At 61.8% G+C, this 18,317-nt stretch carries 13 protein-coding genes; 8 read left to right on the forward strand and 5 right to left on the reverse strand.

Going from position 1 to position 18,317, the window contains the following annotated elements; genetic code table 11:
* Positions 1–21 precede the first annotated feature (21 nt).
* Entirely contained in the window at positions 22–1,002 is a 981-nt protein-coding gene (locus T9A_RS04685) for a hypothetical protein (RefSeq protein ID WP_035245589.1), read from the reverse strand.
* An 86-nt stretch (positions 1,003–1,088) separates the two neighbouring features.
* Here T9A_RS04685 and T9A_RS04690 point away from each other — a divergent pair, with 86 nt between their 5' ends.
* Positions 1,089–1,934 (forward strand): metal-dependent hydrolase, encoded by an 846-nt coding sequence (locus T9A_RS04690; protein WP_035245591.1) that lies wholly within the window; start codon positions 1,089–1,091, stop codon positions 1,932–1,934.
* 284 nt (positions 1,935–2,218) lie between these two features.
* Here T9A_RS04690 and T9A_RS04695 read toward each other — a convergent pair whose 3' ends face one another.
* On the reverse strand, positions 2,219–4,516 hold the full coding sequence (locus T9A_RS04695; RefSeq protein WP_035245593.1) for a mechanosensitive ion channel domain-containing protein: 2,298 nt from the start codon (positions 4,514–4,516) through the stop codon (positions 2,219–2,221).
* 242 nt (positions 4,517–4,758) lie between these two features.
* On the opposite strand from T9A_RS04695, the gene T9A_RS04700 reads away from it, so the two are divergent.
* From T9A_RS04700 to pta, 7 genes are all read left to right on the forward strand, one after another.
* Positions 4,759–5,442, forward strand: coding sequence for a hypothetical protein (locus T9A_RS04700; protein ID WP_035245596.1), 684 nt, complete (start codon positions 4,759–4,761; stop codon positions 5,440–5,442).
* Positions 5,442–7,187 (forward strand): SDR family oxidoreductase, encoded by a 1,746-nt coding sequence (locus T9A_RS04705; RefSeq protein ID WP_035245597.1) that lies wholly within the window; start codon positions 5,442–5,444, stop codon positions 7,185–7,187. The genes T9A_RS04700 and T9A_RS04705 overlap by 1 nt, the downstream gene beginning before the upstream one ends.
* A 229-nt stretch (positions 7,188–7,416) precedes the next feature.
* Positions 7,417–8,262, forward strand: coding sequence for a MerR family transcriptional regulator (locus T9A_RS04710; RefSeq protein WP_035245599.1), 846 nt, complete (start codon positions 7,417–7,419; stop codon positions 8,260–8,262).
* A gap of 307 nt (positions 8,263–8,569) precedes the next feature.
* A complete protein-coding gene (locus T9A_RS04715; RefSeq protein WP_035245600.1) occupies positions 8,570–11,659 on the forward strand; it encodes a penicillin acylase family protein in 3,090 nt (1,029 codons plus the stop codon).
* 203 nt (positions 11,660–11,862) lie between these two features.
* Positions 11,863–12,843, forward strand: coding sequence for an NADPH:quinone oxidoreductase family protein (locus T9A_RS04720; RefSeq protein ID WP_035245601.1), 981 nt, complete (start codon positions 11,863–11,865; stop codon positions 12,841–12,843).
* Between the two features lie 192 nt (positions 12,844–13,035).
* Positions 13,036–14,235, forward strand: coding sequence for an acetate kinase (locus tag T9A_RS04725; RefSeq protein WP_035245602.1), 1,200 nt, complete (start codon positions 13,036–13,038; stop codon positions 14,233–14,235).
* 244 nt (positions 14,236–14,479) lie between these two features.
* Complete coding sequence (gene pta, locus T9A_RS04730) at positions 14,480–16,576, forward strand: phosphate acetyltransferase (protein ID WP_232222013.1); 2,097 nt, start codon at positions 14,480–14,482, stop codon at positions 16,574–16,576.
* 165 nt (positions 16,577–16,741) lie between these two features.
* On the opposite strand, the gene T9A_RS04735 is transcribed toward pta, so the two are convergent.
* From T9A_RS04735 to T9A_RS04745, 3 genes are all read right to left on the reverse strand, one after another.
* Positions 16,742–17,182 carry an acyl-CoA thioesterase gene (locus T9A_RS04735; protein WP_035245604.1) on the reverse strand — a complete coding sequence of 147 codons (441 nt, stop codon included), beginning with the start codon at positions 17,180–17,182 and terminating at the stop codon, positions 16,742–16,744.
* A 184-nt stretch (positions 17,183–17,366) separates the two neighbouring features.
* The gene (locus T9A_RS04740) at positions 17,367–17,675 is read right to left on the reverse strand and encodes a phospholipase D-like domain-containing protein (RefSeq protein ID WP_035245605.1); all 309 of its coding nucleotides are present in this window, start codon (positions 17,673–17,675) and stop codon (positions 17,367–17,369) included.
* Positions 17,676–17,758: 83 nt separating this feature from the next.
* Positions 17,759–18,202, reverse strand: a complete 444-nt coding sequence (locus T9A_RS04745) for an acyl-CoA thioesterase (protein WP_035245606.1) — start codon at positions 18,200–18,202, stop codon at positions 17,759–17,761.
* Positions 18,203–18,317: the final 115 nt, after the last annotated feature.

Consider the following 18,317-nt stretch of genomic DNA (forward strand, 5'->3'; position numbering starts at 1 on the left):
AGCGAGTTATTCAGACTTTCCCTAAAGAAGTTCGAGCGTCTCCGGCCGCTGAAAATACCCCTCCAGATGTCTGCGCAGCCACGCCTCAAGCAGACCTTCGGCGCGCAGTTTTTCCATGACCGGGGGCAGGAAGCGGCGGGCGTCGTCGAGCATCAGTTCGCGGGTGACGCCCAATTCGTCCAGCAGGTCCATCAGGGTGGTGTCGCCGTACTTGTCGAAGAAGGCGTTGACCCCGGACTCCAGCATGGCGATGAAGTAGTCGGTATGACGCAGATCGCGCCAGTACTCGAAACCGATCACGAACAATTCCTGGATATCCTCGCTGCTGATCAGTTCGCGCAGCTCGGCAACCGGGCGCAGTGAGAATTCCTGCCAGGCCACCAGCACCAGCTCACGCAACTCGTCCAGGTTTTCATCCCGGTAAAGCCAGGGGTCACTGAGCAGTTGTTCAGTGCGCTTGATCAACCACTCCTGCAAACGCACTTCCAGGCTGCCCAGCCAGCGGGCCGGCAGGCGCTTGCGCAGCTGCTCGTGCAGCGCTGGCGGCAAACCCTGGTGCAGCAGGGTTTTCAGCCCCAGCTGGGCGCCACCGGCCAGCAACGCCAGCAGCACCGGGTTACGACCCAACCAGGCCATGCTCTGACGGGACAGGGGAATCTCCAGCACCTTGTCGAGCAGGGCCATGACCACATCCTCGTCCACCACATCACCGATGAGGCGGTCACTCTGGATACCGTGGTCGTAGAACTGCTCCACCATGTCACCGACCAGCTCGGGGATGGCCCCACTGATGTCCATTTCCGCCGCATATTTCTGGGCGGTAATGCGGATCTGCTCGGCGCTGACCCAGTCGTTCAGGGTGTAGCGGGTGGCCACATCCAACGCGTAATCCAGCTCCTGCTCGATCAGCCCGTCCAGCTGCCCCGGCGACAGTGTGGCCAGCAGGTGGTCAATCAGGCCATCCAGTAAACGATTGGCAACTTCCTGTTTATCATGAGCCATTTTTTTCATTTCCCGGTGGAAAAAACTTGCTGTGTGACACAGCAATTGTATCATCGAATGATGTAACAGTTACGGAGGTACGCACCATGGCGATCTCGATTCTTCCCATCCGCCGCAATCTGAAATTCAACCTGAACCCGGCCAAGGCCCTGACCTGGCACCGGGACGGTCTGAATGTCAGCCAGTTCATGAACACCATGAGCCTGTTTTTCCCGGTGGGGGAACGCTTTTTCATCGACAGCGTACGCAATTACCGTGACCAGATCACGGATCCCGAGCTGAAAAAGGCCGTGACTGCCTTTATCGGCCAGGAAGCCATGCACGGTCGTGAGCACGAAGAGTACAACGATTTCGTGGCCCAGGCAGGTATTCCCCTGTACGCCCAGGAAGCCTTCGTGGCCCGCCTGCTGAAAGCCGTGCAGGACTATTCCCCGCAATCCTTCCAGTTGGCCGCCACGGTGGCGCTGGAACACCTGACCGCCATCCTCGGTGGCGGCCTGCTGGATCTGCCGGAAATCCTGGAAGGGGCCGACGACGGCTACAAGGCCATCTGGAACTGGCATGCCCTGGAAGAAACGGAACACAAGGCAGTGGCCTTCGACGTGTACCAGGTAGCCATCGGCGACGACAGCAATCTGGGCGCCTATGCCCTGCGCAGCGGCACCCTGGTGGCCGCCACCGGCATCTTCTTTGCCCTGATGATTCCCTACTATGTGCACAACGTGCGTATCAAGGGTGGCCTGACCGACCTGAAAGGCTGGCGCGCAGTGGCGAAGCATACCTGGGGCAAGAAGGGTATTTTCCGCAATATCACCAAACCCTGGTTCGACTGGTTTAAGCCCGGTTTCCACCCCTGGGATCACGACAACAGCGAACAATTGAAGAACTTTGACGCCTTGCTGGGCGACCTCCTCAAGGAGGAGGCCGCCTGACGCTTTCCATCACCGAGCTCTCCCTTTTCCGGTGACTCCAGGGTCGGCATTTATGCCGGCCCTTTTTTTTGGCCGCAAACGCCCCGCAACATTGCAAACGCCGGATTGGTGCAGTTCGCCTTAGGCTCAGTGCACCCTACGCAATCAATGGCAACGTTCCGGGATTCAAAGGCAGCATCATCAAAAAGGGCGCAGAGCACAGAGGAAAGGTTTTCCTCCGTGCTCTGCGCCCTCTGTGGTGAAAAAATGATGTTCAACAACGCCGGCCACAGCAGGCGCCGGTCTTACCCGTTGTTGCCATCCTGGGTGGACACCACTCGCTCGTCAGCCAGGCGGATGTTGCCCGCCGGTGCCTTGCCGTCCCGGTCTTCGCCGAAGTACAGGGTGGTATGGGGGAACGGGATCTCGATGCCGGCCTTGTCGAAGTACATCTTCACCAGACGATTGAAGGCACGACCCACGGCCCACTGGTTGCCCGGCGTGGTCTTGATCACCACACGGATATTCACCGAGCTGTCTGCCAGGGCAGTAACCCCGGCAACCGTCATCGGCGCCAGGATATTGTCCTTGTGGGCCCCTTCCTTGAGTTCTTCGAATGCGGCTTCAAGCTGAACGATGGCATCATCGATGCTCTCTCTGTAGGCGATGCCGTATTCGCCCACATGGTTACCAAATTCACGGGTGAAGTTGGACACCGCATCCACCGAGGAGAACGGCACGATGTGGTAGGTGCCGTACAGATCCCGCAGGGCCACCGAGCGGATCCCCACCCGGTCCACGGTACCGGAATTGCCACCCACGCTGACGAAATCGCCGGTGTTCATGGCATTCTCCAATTGAATGAAGATCCCGGTGATCACGTCCTGCACCAGCTTCTGGGCACCAAAACCAATGGCCAGACCCAGCACACCGGCGCCGGCAATCAACGGACCGATCTCGATACCGATCTCGGACAGCACGATCATCGTCGTCATGATGATGATGGTAATGGCCATGGTGGTATGGAACAGCCCCAGCAGTGTCTCGCCGCGGGCTGCCTCGGCAGGAGTGCTGTCCTCGCGTGGGCTGAACTTGTGCTCCACCAGGCTCGCCAGCAGCACCCACACCAGGGCCGCCAGCGCCAGGATAATCAGGATATCGATCAGTGCGGAAACCGTCTGCGCACCCGCCGTGGTGGCATACCAGGCGGCCAGGTCATAGAACTCCCAGGCATCCAGCGACAGCACCACCACCAGGATCAGGATCAGTGCGCGGATCACTTTCAAGCCGGTGGGCACATAGGTGTTCACCCGGGCCTGCAGCCGCGGCATGCTGGCATTGAGACGGTCGGATAGCTGGATCTCCTTGCCGATCAGCTGTCCCAGCGCCACCGACACCAGCAGCCCGACACCCACATAAATCAGGGTCTCCAGCGTCGCCAGTGCCACATAGGGCAACGCCGTTTCCGGGTGCAGCACGGTGACCGCAAACACCAGCAGCGCATAGGCCAGAGCCAACCAGTGCCAGATGCGCGCCAGCAACAGCAGCGACAGACGCAGGGGACCGTAACTGGCATTGGCACGCTCGGTCAGAGCCTCACGCAGCACCTGCCGCTTGCGGACAATCACTACGGCGGCATAGGCCAGCGCCACCAGCATGATCAGGGTGCCGGCGCCACTGCCCACAGCTTGGGACACATTGAAGTTCAGCACTGGTACCAACACCAACATGCCGTAGCCGATCAATCCCGCTTCCCGGGCCAGAAACCGGTTGCAGTAGCGCGCCTGCTCCGCCGCCACCGGCAGCATCCGCAGGCCCTCATATTGGGAGGAAAAGAACATGCGCAGACCGGCCTTGGCCAGTTCCACGATCAGGAAGGCATTCAGGAACAGGGCCAGCCGGGTCGCATCTGCTCCCAGCTGTTCCGTCAGCAGCGGCGCCACAAAGGTACCGGCCAGGTAGGCCAGCGCCACCACAATGACATCCAGTAGCGCGGCAACCGCCACACCGACTGTGGTGCGCAGAATCGCCAGCTTTTCCGAGCCGCCTCGGGCCCAGTTGCTGAGCCGGCCAAAGGCGGAACCCGCCAGCATTCGCAGCGCCCAGAACACGACAAAAGTGATCACCACCAGAATGGCCAGATTCAACAGCGCAGCGGTGACCGCTTTCATATTCACCGAGGTGGTGGCAGCCGCTTCTACAGCACTGTCATCACTGGCGAACCAGCCGGTAACCAGACCGCTCAATGCCGCAAACTGGCGACCCATGTCACCGGCCAAGCTGCCAGTGGCCGCCGCCATGCGGCGGGCCAGGGATACCTGCTCGGCGGTTTGACCGCTGGGGGATTGGGCGGCGATTTCGCTGGCCGGAACCTCACCCTGAAGCCCCAGCGGGGCAGGATTGGCAGCAGCCTGAAGACCACGCAGCTGATCAATCAACTGCTGACGGGTGGCATCATTCTCCAGCAGCGTGGCCAGCTCAGCATAGTCCTGGCCCGAGGGAGGCGCCTCCTGGGCAGGCAACGCCGTCGTCAGCATCACTAACAACAGGGAAAGCAGGGCTGTCAGGCCCCGTAAGGACTGGGCTTGATGGCGCACACTCATCTCCTTAGTGCCGGCTTTTGCCGGGTCAACCGCTATGTTTGAAGCTTATTCAGACGCATACCTTAACAAGTGAGCACCGGAAATTTGTGAAGATCACGCGAACGCTCTGTACCCGAATTGTCACGCCGCATTGACCCTGGGGAGGCATCACCGGCAAAGGAATGCCAATCGCAGCGGTTGACCGTGACATTGTCCACTGTAATTATCGGAATCCATTCCATAACAACATGGCGGAGGCGTTCATGAGCGCATTCTGGACCCCGGCTTCCCAGGCTCTGGCCCCCTATCTCCACAACCGGGAACAGGCCGATAAATGTCTGCAGATTATCGCCGCGTCCCTGCAACCAGGGATGAGCGAACAGGATTGCGAGCTGCTGATCCGCGACTGGCTGCGAGCCCATCAACTGTTTGATCCGGCCCGCCCGCCCAGGGTGCGTTTTGCCGGCCAGCCGCTACGCCGTCGCTTTGGCCTGAACAGACCGGGAAAGCGCCGCTACCGGATCGGTATGAGCTATATACTGCGTTGCGATGCGGTGCAGAACGGCTATGTCGCCAAGGCCAGCCTCAGTGGTCCGGCCTCCGTGCTGGCACCGTTGCACGCGCAGCTGTGTGACATTCGCGAACAACTGCCGCGGACTCTCCAGCAGGGCGAAACGCCGCAACAGTTGGCCAGCCAGTTCCCCGGCCTACGCCAGCATTACCGGCTGGTGCCGCTCACCGGCACTCTGCCGGAGGGCAATCGCATCGACGAAGCGCCGCTGATCCCGGGACTGTGGCAGTGGCAACTGACCCTGAGCGATGGCCAACACAGTGTCGCCAGCAGTGAATTTCTGCTGATGGACGACCAGGGCCCGCGCTGGCTGACCGCCACCCCGGCTCACCTGCTCGACAACAGCCATAACGACAATCAAGAGGAAGCAGCCTGATGGTGCAGTGGTGCGATACAACCGTAAGCCGTGATGGCGTAGATCTGGCCGTACGCACCTGGAGTGCGGACAAGAGCCCTACAGTGATACTGGTGCACGGCTACCCGGACGCCAATCACGTCTGGGAAAAAGTCGCCGAGCGACTGAGCCGGGATTTCAAAGTGGTCGCCTATGACGTACGCGGCGCCGGCAATTCTTCCGTGCCACAAGGTCGTGCCGCCTACAAGTTACGGGAACTGCGCGACGATCTGCATGCCGTCATGGACGCGGTCAGCCCCGATGAGAAGGTCCACCTGGTGGGCCACGACTGGGGCTCCATCCAGACCTGGGAATCGGTCACCGACCCGGGTGCCGAAAACCGTATCGCCTCCTACACCACCCTGTCCGGCCCCTGCCTGGACCACGTGGGCCAGTGGATGAAAGCCCGGCTGCGCGAACAGAAAATTGGCGCCGTGCTCAACCAGCTGTCCCACTCCTGGTACATCGGCGCGTTTCAATTACCGGTACTGGCCCCGGCCCTGTGGAAAGCCGGCCTGGCCAAGGCCTGGCCGAAAGTCCTGCGCCGTACCGAAAACCTGGACAGTGAGCCCAGCGCCACCCAGTTACAGGACGGCACCCACGGCATCGAATTGTACCGGGCCAACATGTTGCCCTGTCTGCTTAAGCCACGCGAGCGGCACACCAAAGTGCCGGTGCAGCTGATTGTCGCCCGCCAGGACAACTATGTGCGCCCGGCCATGCTGGAAGACCTGTCCCAGTGGACCGATCGGTTGTGGCGCCGGGAACTGGATTGCGGTCACTGGGGCCCACTACTGCAACACCCGGACGTAACCGCCGACTGGATTCGCGAATTTATTCAGCACATCGACGGGGCCCCCGCTTCCGGTCCTCTGCAACGCAGTGAAGTCACCACCAGCCAGATAAAAGGCCCGGACAGCGGCAAGCGCGTCGTGATTACCGGCGCCGGCTCCGGCATCGGTCGGGAAACCGCCCTGGCCTTCGCCCGCCGTGGCGCCCTGGTGGTCTGCACCGATATAAACACCGAGGCCGCTGCCGCCACCGCCCGCATCATTACCGCTGAAGGCGGTGAGGCCATCAGCCGCAAGTGCGACGTGAGCAGCACCCGCTCCATGGAAGCCCTGGCCGCCTGGGTGGAAAAGGAACTGGGCGCCCCTGACATCGTGGTCAACAATGCCGGCATCGGCCTGTCCGGTTCGCTGCTGGACACCAGCGTGAAGGATTGGCAACAGGTGCTGGGCGTGAACCTGTGGGGCGTCATTCATGGCTGCCGCCTGTTCGCTCGCCAGATGATCGATCAGGGTCGCGCCGGGCACATCGTCAACGTGGCCTCCGCCGCCGCCTTCATGCCCTCGCGCATGTTGCCCGCCTATGCCACCAGCAAGAGTGCGGTGCTGATGTTCAGCGAATGCCTGCGCGCCGAACTGGGCGACCATGGCATCGGCGTCAGTGCCATCTGCCCGGGCATCATCGATACCCCCATTACTCGCAACACCCGTTTTGTGGGCGTCGACAACGAGGAACAGGAACGGCGCCGCCAGCACGCCCACACGTTCTATCAACGCCGTGCCTTTACCCCGGACCGGGTGGCCCAGGCCATCGTCGAGGCCGTGGAGAAAAACCGCGCGGTGGTACCGGTAAGCCCGGAAGCGCGGGGCATGCAATGGCTGGGACGCTTTACCCCCTCCCTGGCCCGCAATCTGGCCCAGGTGGAAATTACCCCCTGAGCCAGATGGTTCTTGTGGGAAGCGATGCCAGGCATCGCTTCCCACACACGCCAAGCTCTGTTGCTGGCGATCATCCTTCGGCCAACGACGTTTCGCTTGCAGGCAAGCTCCTGCCTCTGCATTACTACCTCTTCGCAAGTGACGACCGTCACGTTTATGTCCTAAATCACCAACTCACAACCACTGCGAGCTGTGGCGCCTGTGCAAAAAGCGGGCTATCATCGCGGGCATGAAAACCAGTGACCGCAATCCCGCCGCTATCCTGCGCAGCCTGAAGAAATATACTCAGCCTGTGACAGGCGCGCTTCAGGCCGAAGCCGGCAACCACAAGGAATTTACCATCGACGAACTGGCCCGCGAGGCCGGCTCCACGGTGCGTAACGTGCGTGCCTACCAGGACCGGGGCATTCTGCCGCCGCCGGAGAAACGCGGTCGTACCGGTATCTATACCGATGTGCATCTGGCACGCCTGAAAATCATCGGCGCCCTGCTGGAACGTGGCTACACCCTCAATAATATCCGTGACCTGCTCAGCGCCTGGGAACAGGGCCGCGAACTGAACGATGTACTCGGCCTGGAAGTGGCAGTGACCTCCTGGCAGAACCCCAGTGTGCCGTCTTACCTGGACTACCAGGAACTGCTGGATGACTTCGGCGAAGACATCACCCCGGAAGTGATGACCAAGGCGGTGAAGCTGGGCTACATCATTCCCGAAGGCATGCGCCTGCGCATTCCCTACCCGCGCATCTACAACGCGGGCAAGGAACTCAGCGAGGCCGGCGTGCCACTGGATGCGGTACTCACCCATGTCGGCCTGGTTCGCGAAGAAGTGGACAAGCTGGCAGAGCGCTTTATCGGCATGATCATCCATCACCTGGTGGACGAGAAGTACGGTGACGAAGCCCTGCCGGAAGGCGAAGACGTGCCCAAGCTGGCCGACTTCATCACCCGCATCCGCCCACTGGCCGACGCGGTAGTCAGCGACGAACTGGGCCGGGTACTGGAAAAAAGCATCAACAAGATTCTCGTCGACCGCCTCGCCAACGTGCTGGCGCATATCGAAAAGAATATCTGAACAACAGCTTCTAGCTGCGAGCGTCTAGCTACTGGACGCGAGCAGCCCGCCCCTCTTATTCACCTCCCTGCCCGCGACGTTACTTTGCTCGCGACCACCACGCAGAAAAACCTGACAAACCTGCTCACCCCTGGTAGCTAGACGTTCGCTGCTGCTTTTACATACCGATACATGATTAGCCACCGGTAGGCTTTTCTTGCTGTTTTGTTGCCAGGGCTCCTTTCATACCCGCAGGAATGCCAATCTTGGGACGTTAGTGCGAATCAGGTTCGCCGACCAAAACAATAATGTCCCCGAGGAGAGCATCATGAAACCCGGCCTGTTACTCAGTGCCTTGCTGAGCGCCAGCCTGCTTGCCGCCTGTGGCGGCGGAGGCTCCAGCAACCCGGCACCAGTCAGCAACACCCCCACACCCAGCAACCCGCCGACGCCGGAAACGCCCACTGGCCCGGAACCGCGCCCATCCAATGTCACCGCTCCCTTTGCGGATTACGGCACGGTACTGAACATCCTGCCCCCGGGTCAGGATGACATCGGCGGCGTTGCCAATCTGAGCGCAGACATTCCCGGTCTCGGGGATCTGCTCAGCACCCTGTTCGACGACCTGGTGGCAGAAACCGGTCTGGTGCCGGCCCTCAGCAAGGAGCCCCACTTCGACGATCAGCTGGGTCTCTACGATGCCCTGGTACGCAGCGAACCCGGGTTGACTGATGACCAGCTCGGCGACTACTTCAAAGCGGCCCCACTACTGGCTCCGGAAGCAGGTAACTGGGAAAGCGAGCAGACCCTGGATGCCGCCGGCTATCAGGTGGATATCAAACGCGACAACTTCGGGGTGCCACACATTTTCGGCGAGTCCCGCCGCGATGCCCTGTTCGGGGTCGGTTATGTGACCGCCGCCGACCGCCTGTTCCTGCTGGATGTGCTGCGTCGTGCCGGCCGTGGCGAGCTGTCCCGTTTTCTGGGACCGGCGGACTTCTCCTTCGATGAGGATATCGCCGTCAATGCGCCCTACCGGGAAGAGGACCGCACCACCATGATTGCCAATACCATCGCCCGTTTCGGCGATGACGGCGCCCAGGTCTTCGACGACGCCACCAACTATGTGGCCGGCCTCAACCAGTACGTGGCCGACGCCCGCAGCGGGCTGCTGCAAGTGCCGGTGGAATACGTGGCCCTGGGGGTACAACTGGAACCTTTCGTGATTGAAGACGTGGTCGCCATTGCCACCCTGATCCAGGGCATCTTCGCCGGTGGCGGCGGCAACGAGCACAACAATGTGTTGCTGTTGCAGGCCCTGGAAGCCCAGACCGGCAGCAAGGAGATCGCCTGCGATCTGTGGAAAGACCTGCGCCACGGCACCGATCCGGAATCCTCCGTGACCACCACCACATCCTTCGCCACCCAGTCACCACCGACCCTGCCGGACATCTGCCCACTCAGCGGCGAGCTGGCCGGCCAGTTCCCCGGTGCGGTGATGTTCGATGCCGGCTCCTTCCAGACCTTTGACCCGCTCAGCCATGAGCCCTGTGGCCGCCCGGGCCAGCCCGAGTGTCCCGAAGCCCTGGGCAATGTCCCCGCCCTGCCCGGCACCGGTGTGGTCGGCGGTCTGGTGGATACCGTGGGCGACCTGCTCGGCGGCATCCTGTCTCTGTCCTTCCTGGACGATGGCGGCCAGGCCCTGTCACAGCAATGGGCCAGCCTGACCCGTCAGCTGCCCGCACTGTGGACCCGCAAAGACACTCTCACCGAGCAACAGCAACAACAGGCCATGCAACGTATCGCCGCCATCGAAACCGGCATTCAGGGGCTGCGCGACGGCTTCCCCAGCGTCATGTCCAATGCCCTGCTGCTCAATGCGGAGCATTCCGCCAGCGGCCAGCCACTGGCCGTGTTCGGCCCGCAGACCAGCTACTTTGTGCCCCAGCTGCTGCTGGAAATGGCCGTCCATGGTGGCGACATCAACACCCGCGGCATGACCTTCACCGGCCTGCCCTATGTGGTCATCGGGCGTGGACCGGACTTCGCCTGGAGCGCCACCTCCGGCAGCTCCGACCTCACCGACGTACGGGTGGTGCAACGCTGTGAACCGGCCGAGCCGCCGGCCCATGGTGAAGGCGGCTACCAGGTCAACGGCCAGTGTCAGCCCTTCGATGTGATCGACGAGCAATGGGTGGCCCGCTGGAACCTGGCCTCTTCCACCGATCCGGAGGCCGTGGGTCAGAACGAAGCGGTCACTCGCCGGGTGATCCGCACCGAGGAATACGGCCCGGTGATCGGCTTTGCCACCGTGTCCGGCATGCCCGTGGCGGTGACCCGCCAGCGCAGCACCTACTTCGCCGAACTGGATACCGCCCTGCCGTTCCTGCAGGCCAGCCGCAATGACGTGCACGATGTAGAGAGCTTCTACGATGTGTTCCACAACACCACCGGCAGCTTCAACTGGTTCTATATCGACGACCGGGACATCGCCTTTTTCCACTCCGGTGATTACCCGCAACGGGCCAACGGCATCCACCCGGAACTGCCCAGCTGGGGTAACGGCCAGTACGACTGGAACGGCTTTATCCCGCAGCAGGCACACCCTCAAGCGAGCAACCCGGACCGCGGCTACCTGGCCAGCTGGAATAACCGTCCGGCCCGCGATTGGTGGGCTGCCGATGCCCATGCGCCCTATGGCTCCGCCCACCGTAACGACATCCTCGATGTGCGCCTGCAGCAACTGGTGCAGGAAGGCAGCGTGACCCGGGCGCGCATGGTGGAAGCCATGGGCAATGCCGCCACCGTGGATCTGCGCGGCCAGGAAATCGTCCCCGCCGCTCTGGCGTTGCTGGCAAGCGCGCCGGTCACCGGCGATCAGGACAGCGCCATCCGCCTGATGCAGGACTGGGTCGACAACGGTGCCCTGCGCCGGGACCGGGACGGTGACGGCAACTACGACGAGGAAGCCGCCGTGGCCCTGATGGATGCCTGGTACCCGCTGATGATCGACATCCTGCTGCCGCAGATCACCGCCGTGGAAGACGTGGACGGCCGCAACCTGTCACTGATGGGCCGGGACAACAAACCCGGTGCCGGCGGCTCCGCCTACAACAATGGCTACTACGGCTATCTGGAACGGGTGCTGGAACAGGCCGCAGGCAACAGCGCCAGCCCCTACCGGGCCCTGCGCTGCGCGGACAGCGATGACCTGGCAACCTGCCGCAGCGCGCTGGCCAGCAGCCTCAACCAGGCCATCGAGCAACTCGGCGGCATTGCCAGCATGGACAGCTGGAACGTGGACGAAAGCCAGGACCAGATCCAGCACCGCGCCATCGGCCTGGCCACGGTCCCCGCCATCCACTGGCAAAACCGCCCCACCTTCCAGCAGGTGGTGGAGTTCACCGGGCACCGGTAAGCCCCCTCTGTAGGAGCCATGCTTGCATGGCGAACCTGCTCGCGATAGCCCATCCCCAGGGCTATTCGCCATGCGAGCATGGCTCCTACAATTCTTTATAAGCCGCCCTTATTCCCCCCCATCCACCCCATGCATTTGTCTAATCCCCCCAACGGCGTTAGCGTCTCCTACACATAAAAAACAGATTTCCGGGAGAGCACCACATGCGCGCGATTTTGTGCAAGGAACTGGGGCCGGCGAACACGCTGGTCATCGACGACATCCTTTCCCCTGAGCCGGGCAAGGGCCAGGTGAAGGTACGGGTAAAGGCCGCCGGGCTGAATTTCCCCGACACCCTGATCATCGAAGGCAAATACCAGATCAAGCCGGAGCTGCCGTTTTCACCGGGTGGCGAAATGGCCGGTGAAGTGCTGGCCGTGGGCGACGGCGTTCAGCGTTTCAAACCCGGCCAGCGGGTCATGGGCCTGACCGGCTACGGCGCCTTCGCGGAAGAAATTCTGGTGCCGGAAAACCAGCTGATTCCGGTGCCGGATGGTATGAATGACCACACTGCCGCCGCCTTCTCCATGGTCTACGGCACCAGCTACCACGCCCTCAAGCAGCGCGCCAACATCCAGCCTAGGGAAACCCTGCTGGTACTGGGTGCCAGCGGCGGCGTGGGCCTGGCGGCCGTGGAACTGGGCAAGGCCATGGGCGCCACCGTGATCGCCGCCGCCAGCAGCGCCGAGAAACTGGAAGTGGCCAAGGAAGCCGGCGCCGATGACCTGATCAACTACGCCGACGAGGATCTCAAGGACGCGCTCAAGCAGCGTTACCCGAAGGGCGTGGACGTGATCTACGACCCGGTGGGCGACAGGTTTACCGAAGCGGCCATCCGCAATATGGCCTGGAACGGGCGCCTGCTGATTGTCGGCTTCGCCGCCGGCGACATTCCGAAAATCCCCGCCAACCTGGCGCTGCTGAAAGGCTGCTCCATCATCGGCGTGTTCTGGGGTGCCTTCACCCAGAAGGAACCACAAACCAACATCCAGAACATCATGGAACTGATGCAGCTGTTCAATCAGGGCAAGATCAACCCGCGCATTAGCCAGGTGTTCCCGTTCGAGGAGTACGAGCAGGCCCTGGCCGCGCTCACCTCACGTACCGCCAAAGGCAAAGTGGTACTGGATATTGCCGGCGCCTGATACGCCCCGCCTGCACTTGTAGGAGCGATGGTTCCACCGCGATTGTCATCCCCGATAATCGCGGCGGCGCCAGCGCATTTTCTGCGCTCTACCCCTTCGCCGCACCCTGCATACATTAACGCCACCAACCCGGTGATACAGCCCCGCCTTACCTTGTATATAGTGGAACCTCGCAATGGCAAGGAGGCAGGAATGACCACACCGCTGGTACTGGTAATCAACTGTGGCAGCTCGTCCATCAAGTTCGCCCTGGTGGATGAAGACAGCAGCGAGTTTCCCCTGGAAGGGCTGGCAGAAAGACTGAACAGCCCCGAGGCGGTACTGCGCTGGGAGCAGGATGGCGAGCAACAGGAAGAGCCGCTGGCAGACGCGGATCACCGCCAGGCGCTGGAAGCCCTGCTGCCCCGGGTGCAGGCCTACGCCGGGGACCGGCTGGCCGCCATTGGCCACCGAGTGGTCCACGGCGGCGAGCAGTTCACCGCGGCCGGGTTACTGAATGAGGACGCCCTGGCAGCGATCCGTGCCGCCAGCCCGTTGGCGCCCCTGCATAACCCGGCCAACCTGCTGGGCATCGACGCCGCCCAGGCCCTGTTTGCCGACCTGCCCCAGGTGGCCGTGTTCGATACCGCCTTTCACCAGAGCTTGCCCGAACACGCCTACCGCTATGCGCTGCCCATCGAGTTGTATCAGCAACAGCGCATTCGTCGTTATGGCTTCCATGGCACCAGCCATTGCTATGTGACCCGACGGGCTGCGAGCCTCACCGGGTTACCGGTGGACACCAGTGGCTGGCTGTCCGCCCACCTGGGCAACGGCTGCTCCAGTTGCGCCGTGCAGGATGGCCACAGCCGCGACACCAGCATGGGCTTCACGCCGCTGGAAGGGCTGGTGATGGGTACCCGCAGTGGCGATGTGGACCCCAGCCTGCACGCTTTTCTGGAACGGGAACGGGGCTGGTCCGCCCAACACACCGATCAGGTGCTGAGCCGGGAGAGCGGCTTGCTGGGCCTGTCCGGGCTGTCCAACGACATGCGCACCCTTGAGCAGGCCAGCAGCGAAGGCCATGAGGGCGCCACCCTGGCCATTGAGGTGTTCTGCTATCGGCTGGCCAAATCCCTGGCCGGCCAGGCCTGTGCCCTGACCCGGCTGGACGGCCTGATCTTCACCGGCGGCATTGGCGAAAATTCAGCCCTGGTGCGCGCCAAGACCGTGGCCCATCTGGGGCTCATGGGGCTGGCCATCAACGACGATGCCAACCGTGCCTGCGTGGGCGGCAACAGCGGCGAAATCCAGGCCGACAACAGCCCCCGCATTCTGGTGGTGCCCACCAACGAGGAACGCCAGATCGCCCTGGAAACCCTGGCCGCCATCGGCGCCGAAAAGGAGAGGTAGGGGGCTGTTAACGCTTCATTCTCGCCTCTGTTGCGTCTAAAAAAGCGCCAATCTAGGCACGAGGAGAGATGTTTGTTACTCCAAATGAACGAATCGTAACAACGAGTGGCGCTTTTTTAGACGCAACCCGAAGGGCTGGGCTCCTTTTCCCGCCCAGCTGCGTTGGCGGTCGTTCACATAGAAAAACTATGCCACACTCCCTTCGCCTTGCCGGGCGAAAAAATGAACTCCAGCAGAGGCGAGAATGAAGCGTCAACAGCCCCCAATGCAGATCTACTTTATTGCCCCCACCGGCTTCGGCGTAGGGCTCACCTCCACCAGCCTGGGGCTGCTGCGGGCCCTGGAACAGGGCGGCCTGAAGATCGGCTTCTGCAAGCCCATCGCCCAGCACCACCCCGGCGACACCGGCCCGGAACAATCCAGTGAACTGATCACCCGCACCTTCTCCATCGAACCGCCCGCACCCATGCCCCTGGAGCAGACGGAAAAGTACCTCGGCGACGGCCAGCTCGACGACCTGCTGGAGCAGATCGTGCAGCGCTTTCATCAGGCCGCCGAAGGCAAGGACGTGATGGTAGTGGAAGGCATGGTGCCCACCCGCACGGTGAGTTATGCCGCTCGCCTGAACGCGGCACTGGCCAGCAGCCTGGGGGCGGACGTGATTCTGGTGGCGGCGCCGGAAGACGGCAACGTGTCTGCCCTGGCCGACAGCCTGGAAATTCACTGCCGCCAGTTCGGCGGCAGTCGCAACGACAAAGTGCTGGGGGTGGTGCTCAACAAGGTCCATGACGACAGCCTGCCAGAGCAACTCAAGCAGCAATTTCCGGCCCTGGAGAAAGGCGACCTACGCCTGCTCGGCTGCGTGCCCTGGCAGGAAGAACTGAATGCGCCGCGCACCCGCGACGTGGCCAAGCTGCTCGGCGCCAACGTGTTGCACGCCGGCGATGACGAGCACCGGCGCATGGAGAAAATCGTACTCTGCGCCCGCGCCCTGCCCAATACCGTAGAGCTGTTCCAGCCACGGGTGCTGGTGGTGACCCCCGGCGACCGGGACGACATCATCGTTGCCGCCAGCCTGGCCGCCAGCAACGGCGTGCCCCTGGCCGGGCTGTTGCTGTGCACCGGCTTCCAGCCGGACCCGCGGGTAATGCGTCTGTGCCAGAGTGCCCTGGATGCGGGCCTGCCGGTGATGACGGTCGACACCGGTTCCTATGAAACCGCTACCAACCTGAATCGCATGAACCGGGAAATCCCGGTGGACGACAGCGAGCGGGTGGAAAAGGTAACCAACTTTGTGGCCAGCCATCTGGATCATGAATGGTTGCGCGAGCGCTGCGGCAGCCCCCGCGAGCTGACCCTGTCACCGCCGGCCTTTCGCTACCGCATGGTGCAACGGGCCCGCGAAGCCAACAAGCGCATCGTACTGCCGGAAGGCAGCGAACCGCGCACTATCGAGGCAGCGGCCATCTGTCAGGAACGGGGCATTGCCCGCTGCGTACTGCTGGCCAAACGGGAAGCGGTGGAATCCGTGGCTCGCACCCAGGGCATCACCCTGCCGGAAGGCCTGGAAATTCTCGACCCGGACAGCATTCGCGAACAGTACGTGGAACCCATGGTGGAACTGCGCCGTAACAAGGGCCTCAACGCCCCCATGGCCCGCGCCCAGCTGGAAGATACCGTGGTGCTGGGCACCATGATGCTGGCCCTGGACGAAGTGGACGGTCTGGTATCCGGCGCCATCAACACCACCGCCAACACCATCCGCCCGGCCCTGCAGCTGATCAAGACCGCCCCGGAATACAACCTGGTATCGTCGATCTTCTTCATGCTGCTGCCGGAGCAGGTGCTGGTCTACGGGGACTGTGCGGTAAACCCGGACCCGGACGCTGAGCAGCTGGCGGAAATCGCCCGGCAGAGCGCCGCCTCGGCAAAAGCCTTCGGCATCACCCCGCGGGTGGCCATGCTCAGCTACTCCACCGGCGATTCCGGCACCGGCAACGATGTGGTGAAGGTGCGCGACGCCACCCGCCTGGCCCGCGAGGCCAACCCGGATCTGTTACTGGATGGCCCGCTGCAGTACGACGCCGCGGCCATCGACAGCGTGGGCAAGGCCAAGGCCCCGGACAGCCCGGTGGCCGGCCGCGCCACCGTGTTCATCTTCCCGGACCTGAACACCGGTAACACCACCTACAAGGCGGTACAGCGCAGCGCCAACTGCATCAGCGTGGGGCCCATGCTGCAGGGGCTGCGTAAACCGGTGAACGACCTGTCCCGCGGTGCCCTGGTGGACGACATCGTCTACACCATCGCCCTCACCGCCATCCAGGCGGCGGACCTGTGAGGAGCGCAGAGTTTCAAGTTGCAAGTAACAAGTTTCAACGCGGGCACGGCATCAACGACGGATGAGTTTGTGCCCGCGATTCAACCTGAGCGCGGGCACGGAACCTAAAACCCTTCGGCCCAGGCCCGCGCCTTGAAACTTTCAACTTGTAACTTGCAACTGCTCTTATCGGCCACTCTGATCAATCACCACACCCGGTGCCCCGACCTGAAACAATTCACGCAGGTCGTCGGGCACCGGTGTCTTTTCAAACGGTTCGTTGGTCATCATCACGTACACCGCTTGCGAATACGCAATGGCGCGGTCATCGTCAGCATGGCGGATTTCCGCTTCCAGGGTGAAGGAGGTGTTGCCCAGTTGCTTCACTGACACGAACACGTTCAGCACATCGTCGAAACGCGCCGAGGATTGCCACTCTATGGTCAGCTTCACCGCCTGATTATCCAACCCTCGTGCCTGCAACTGGCTGTACTCGCACCCCAGAGCACGCATGAATTCCTTAATGGCGAGGTCCACATAATCCGCGTAACGGGCATTGAAAACCACTTGCTGGCCATCGCATTCTTGATAGCGAACCCGAAAGCGGAAACAGAACGGCTGGGGCATAACACTCTCCAAAAATTTTAATGCAGGCCTGCACGAAGCTTACTGTAGGAGCTATGCTTGCATTGCGAACAGCCCGCCCTTCGCCATGCAAGCATAGCTACTACAGCGGAAATAAAATGGTCTTTGGCCCTGTTCGAGCAGGCCACGTCTACAGCATCCGCTCAATGAGCAATAGCGACAGAAATCATGCCAGCAGGCGCCGCCATACCGTCACATCGGGTTCGTTGTGATGCACTACCGAACGACCATCAAGGCCATCGCCGGCCCAGGTCAATTTCTCCGCCCTATGTCCACCCATAGCGATTTCCGGGACCAGCTTTTCTTCGATAAAGGCACCTACCTGCTGGCCCACTACGTCAGACGCCGCATAGTAGCTTATTTCGGTATTCAGGTGCTCCGAGCGAGAATCGATATTGAACGCGCCCACCAATATCTCGCGGTGATGCAGGGCGAGGGCTTTGGCTTTCAGTACGTGCCGCCCCCCCTCGCCCATAGTCCGATTGGTAACCAATGAGTCCTGCGAAACACCAAGAGCCTGGCGTAGTGAGGATTAGCCTAAGGCGTAATCCTGCTTAGTTACGGGCGCCCACTCTGATCAATCACCACCCCCGGCGCTCCGCTCTGCAGCAACTCGCGAAATTCGTCGGGCACCGGGGTTTTTGCGAACGGTTCCGTGGTCATCATCACGTACACCGTTTCCGCACGGGCGATAGCTCGTCCTTCGTCCGCATGGCGGATATCCGCTTCCAGAGTGAACGAGGTATTACCCAGATGCTGGAGTGACACGAACACGTCCAGCACATCGTCAAAGCGTGCCGAGGATTGCCATTCGGTGGTCAACTTCACCACCTGATTATCCAGCCCCTGCGCCAGCAACTGGTTGTAGTCACAACCCATGGCGCGCATGAACTCGGTCATGGCGAGATCCACGTAATCACCGTAACGGGCATTGAAAACCACCTGCTGGGCATCGCATTCGTTGTAACGAACCCGAAAGCGAAAACAGAACGGCTGGGACATAACTCTCTCCAAAACGTTTTAATGCAGGGCGGGCCGAAGCTCACTGTAGGAGCTATGCTTGCATGGCGAACAACGCACCATTCGCCATGCAAGCATAGCTTCTACAGTGAAAATA

The organism is Alcanivorax jadensis T9 (assembly GCF_000756655.1).
GTDB classification, from domain to species: domain Bacteria; phylum Pseudomonadota; class Gammaproteobacteria; order Pseudomonadales; family Alcanivoracaceae; genus Alcanivorax; species Alcanivorax jadensis.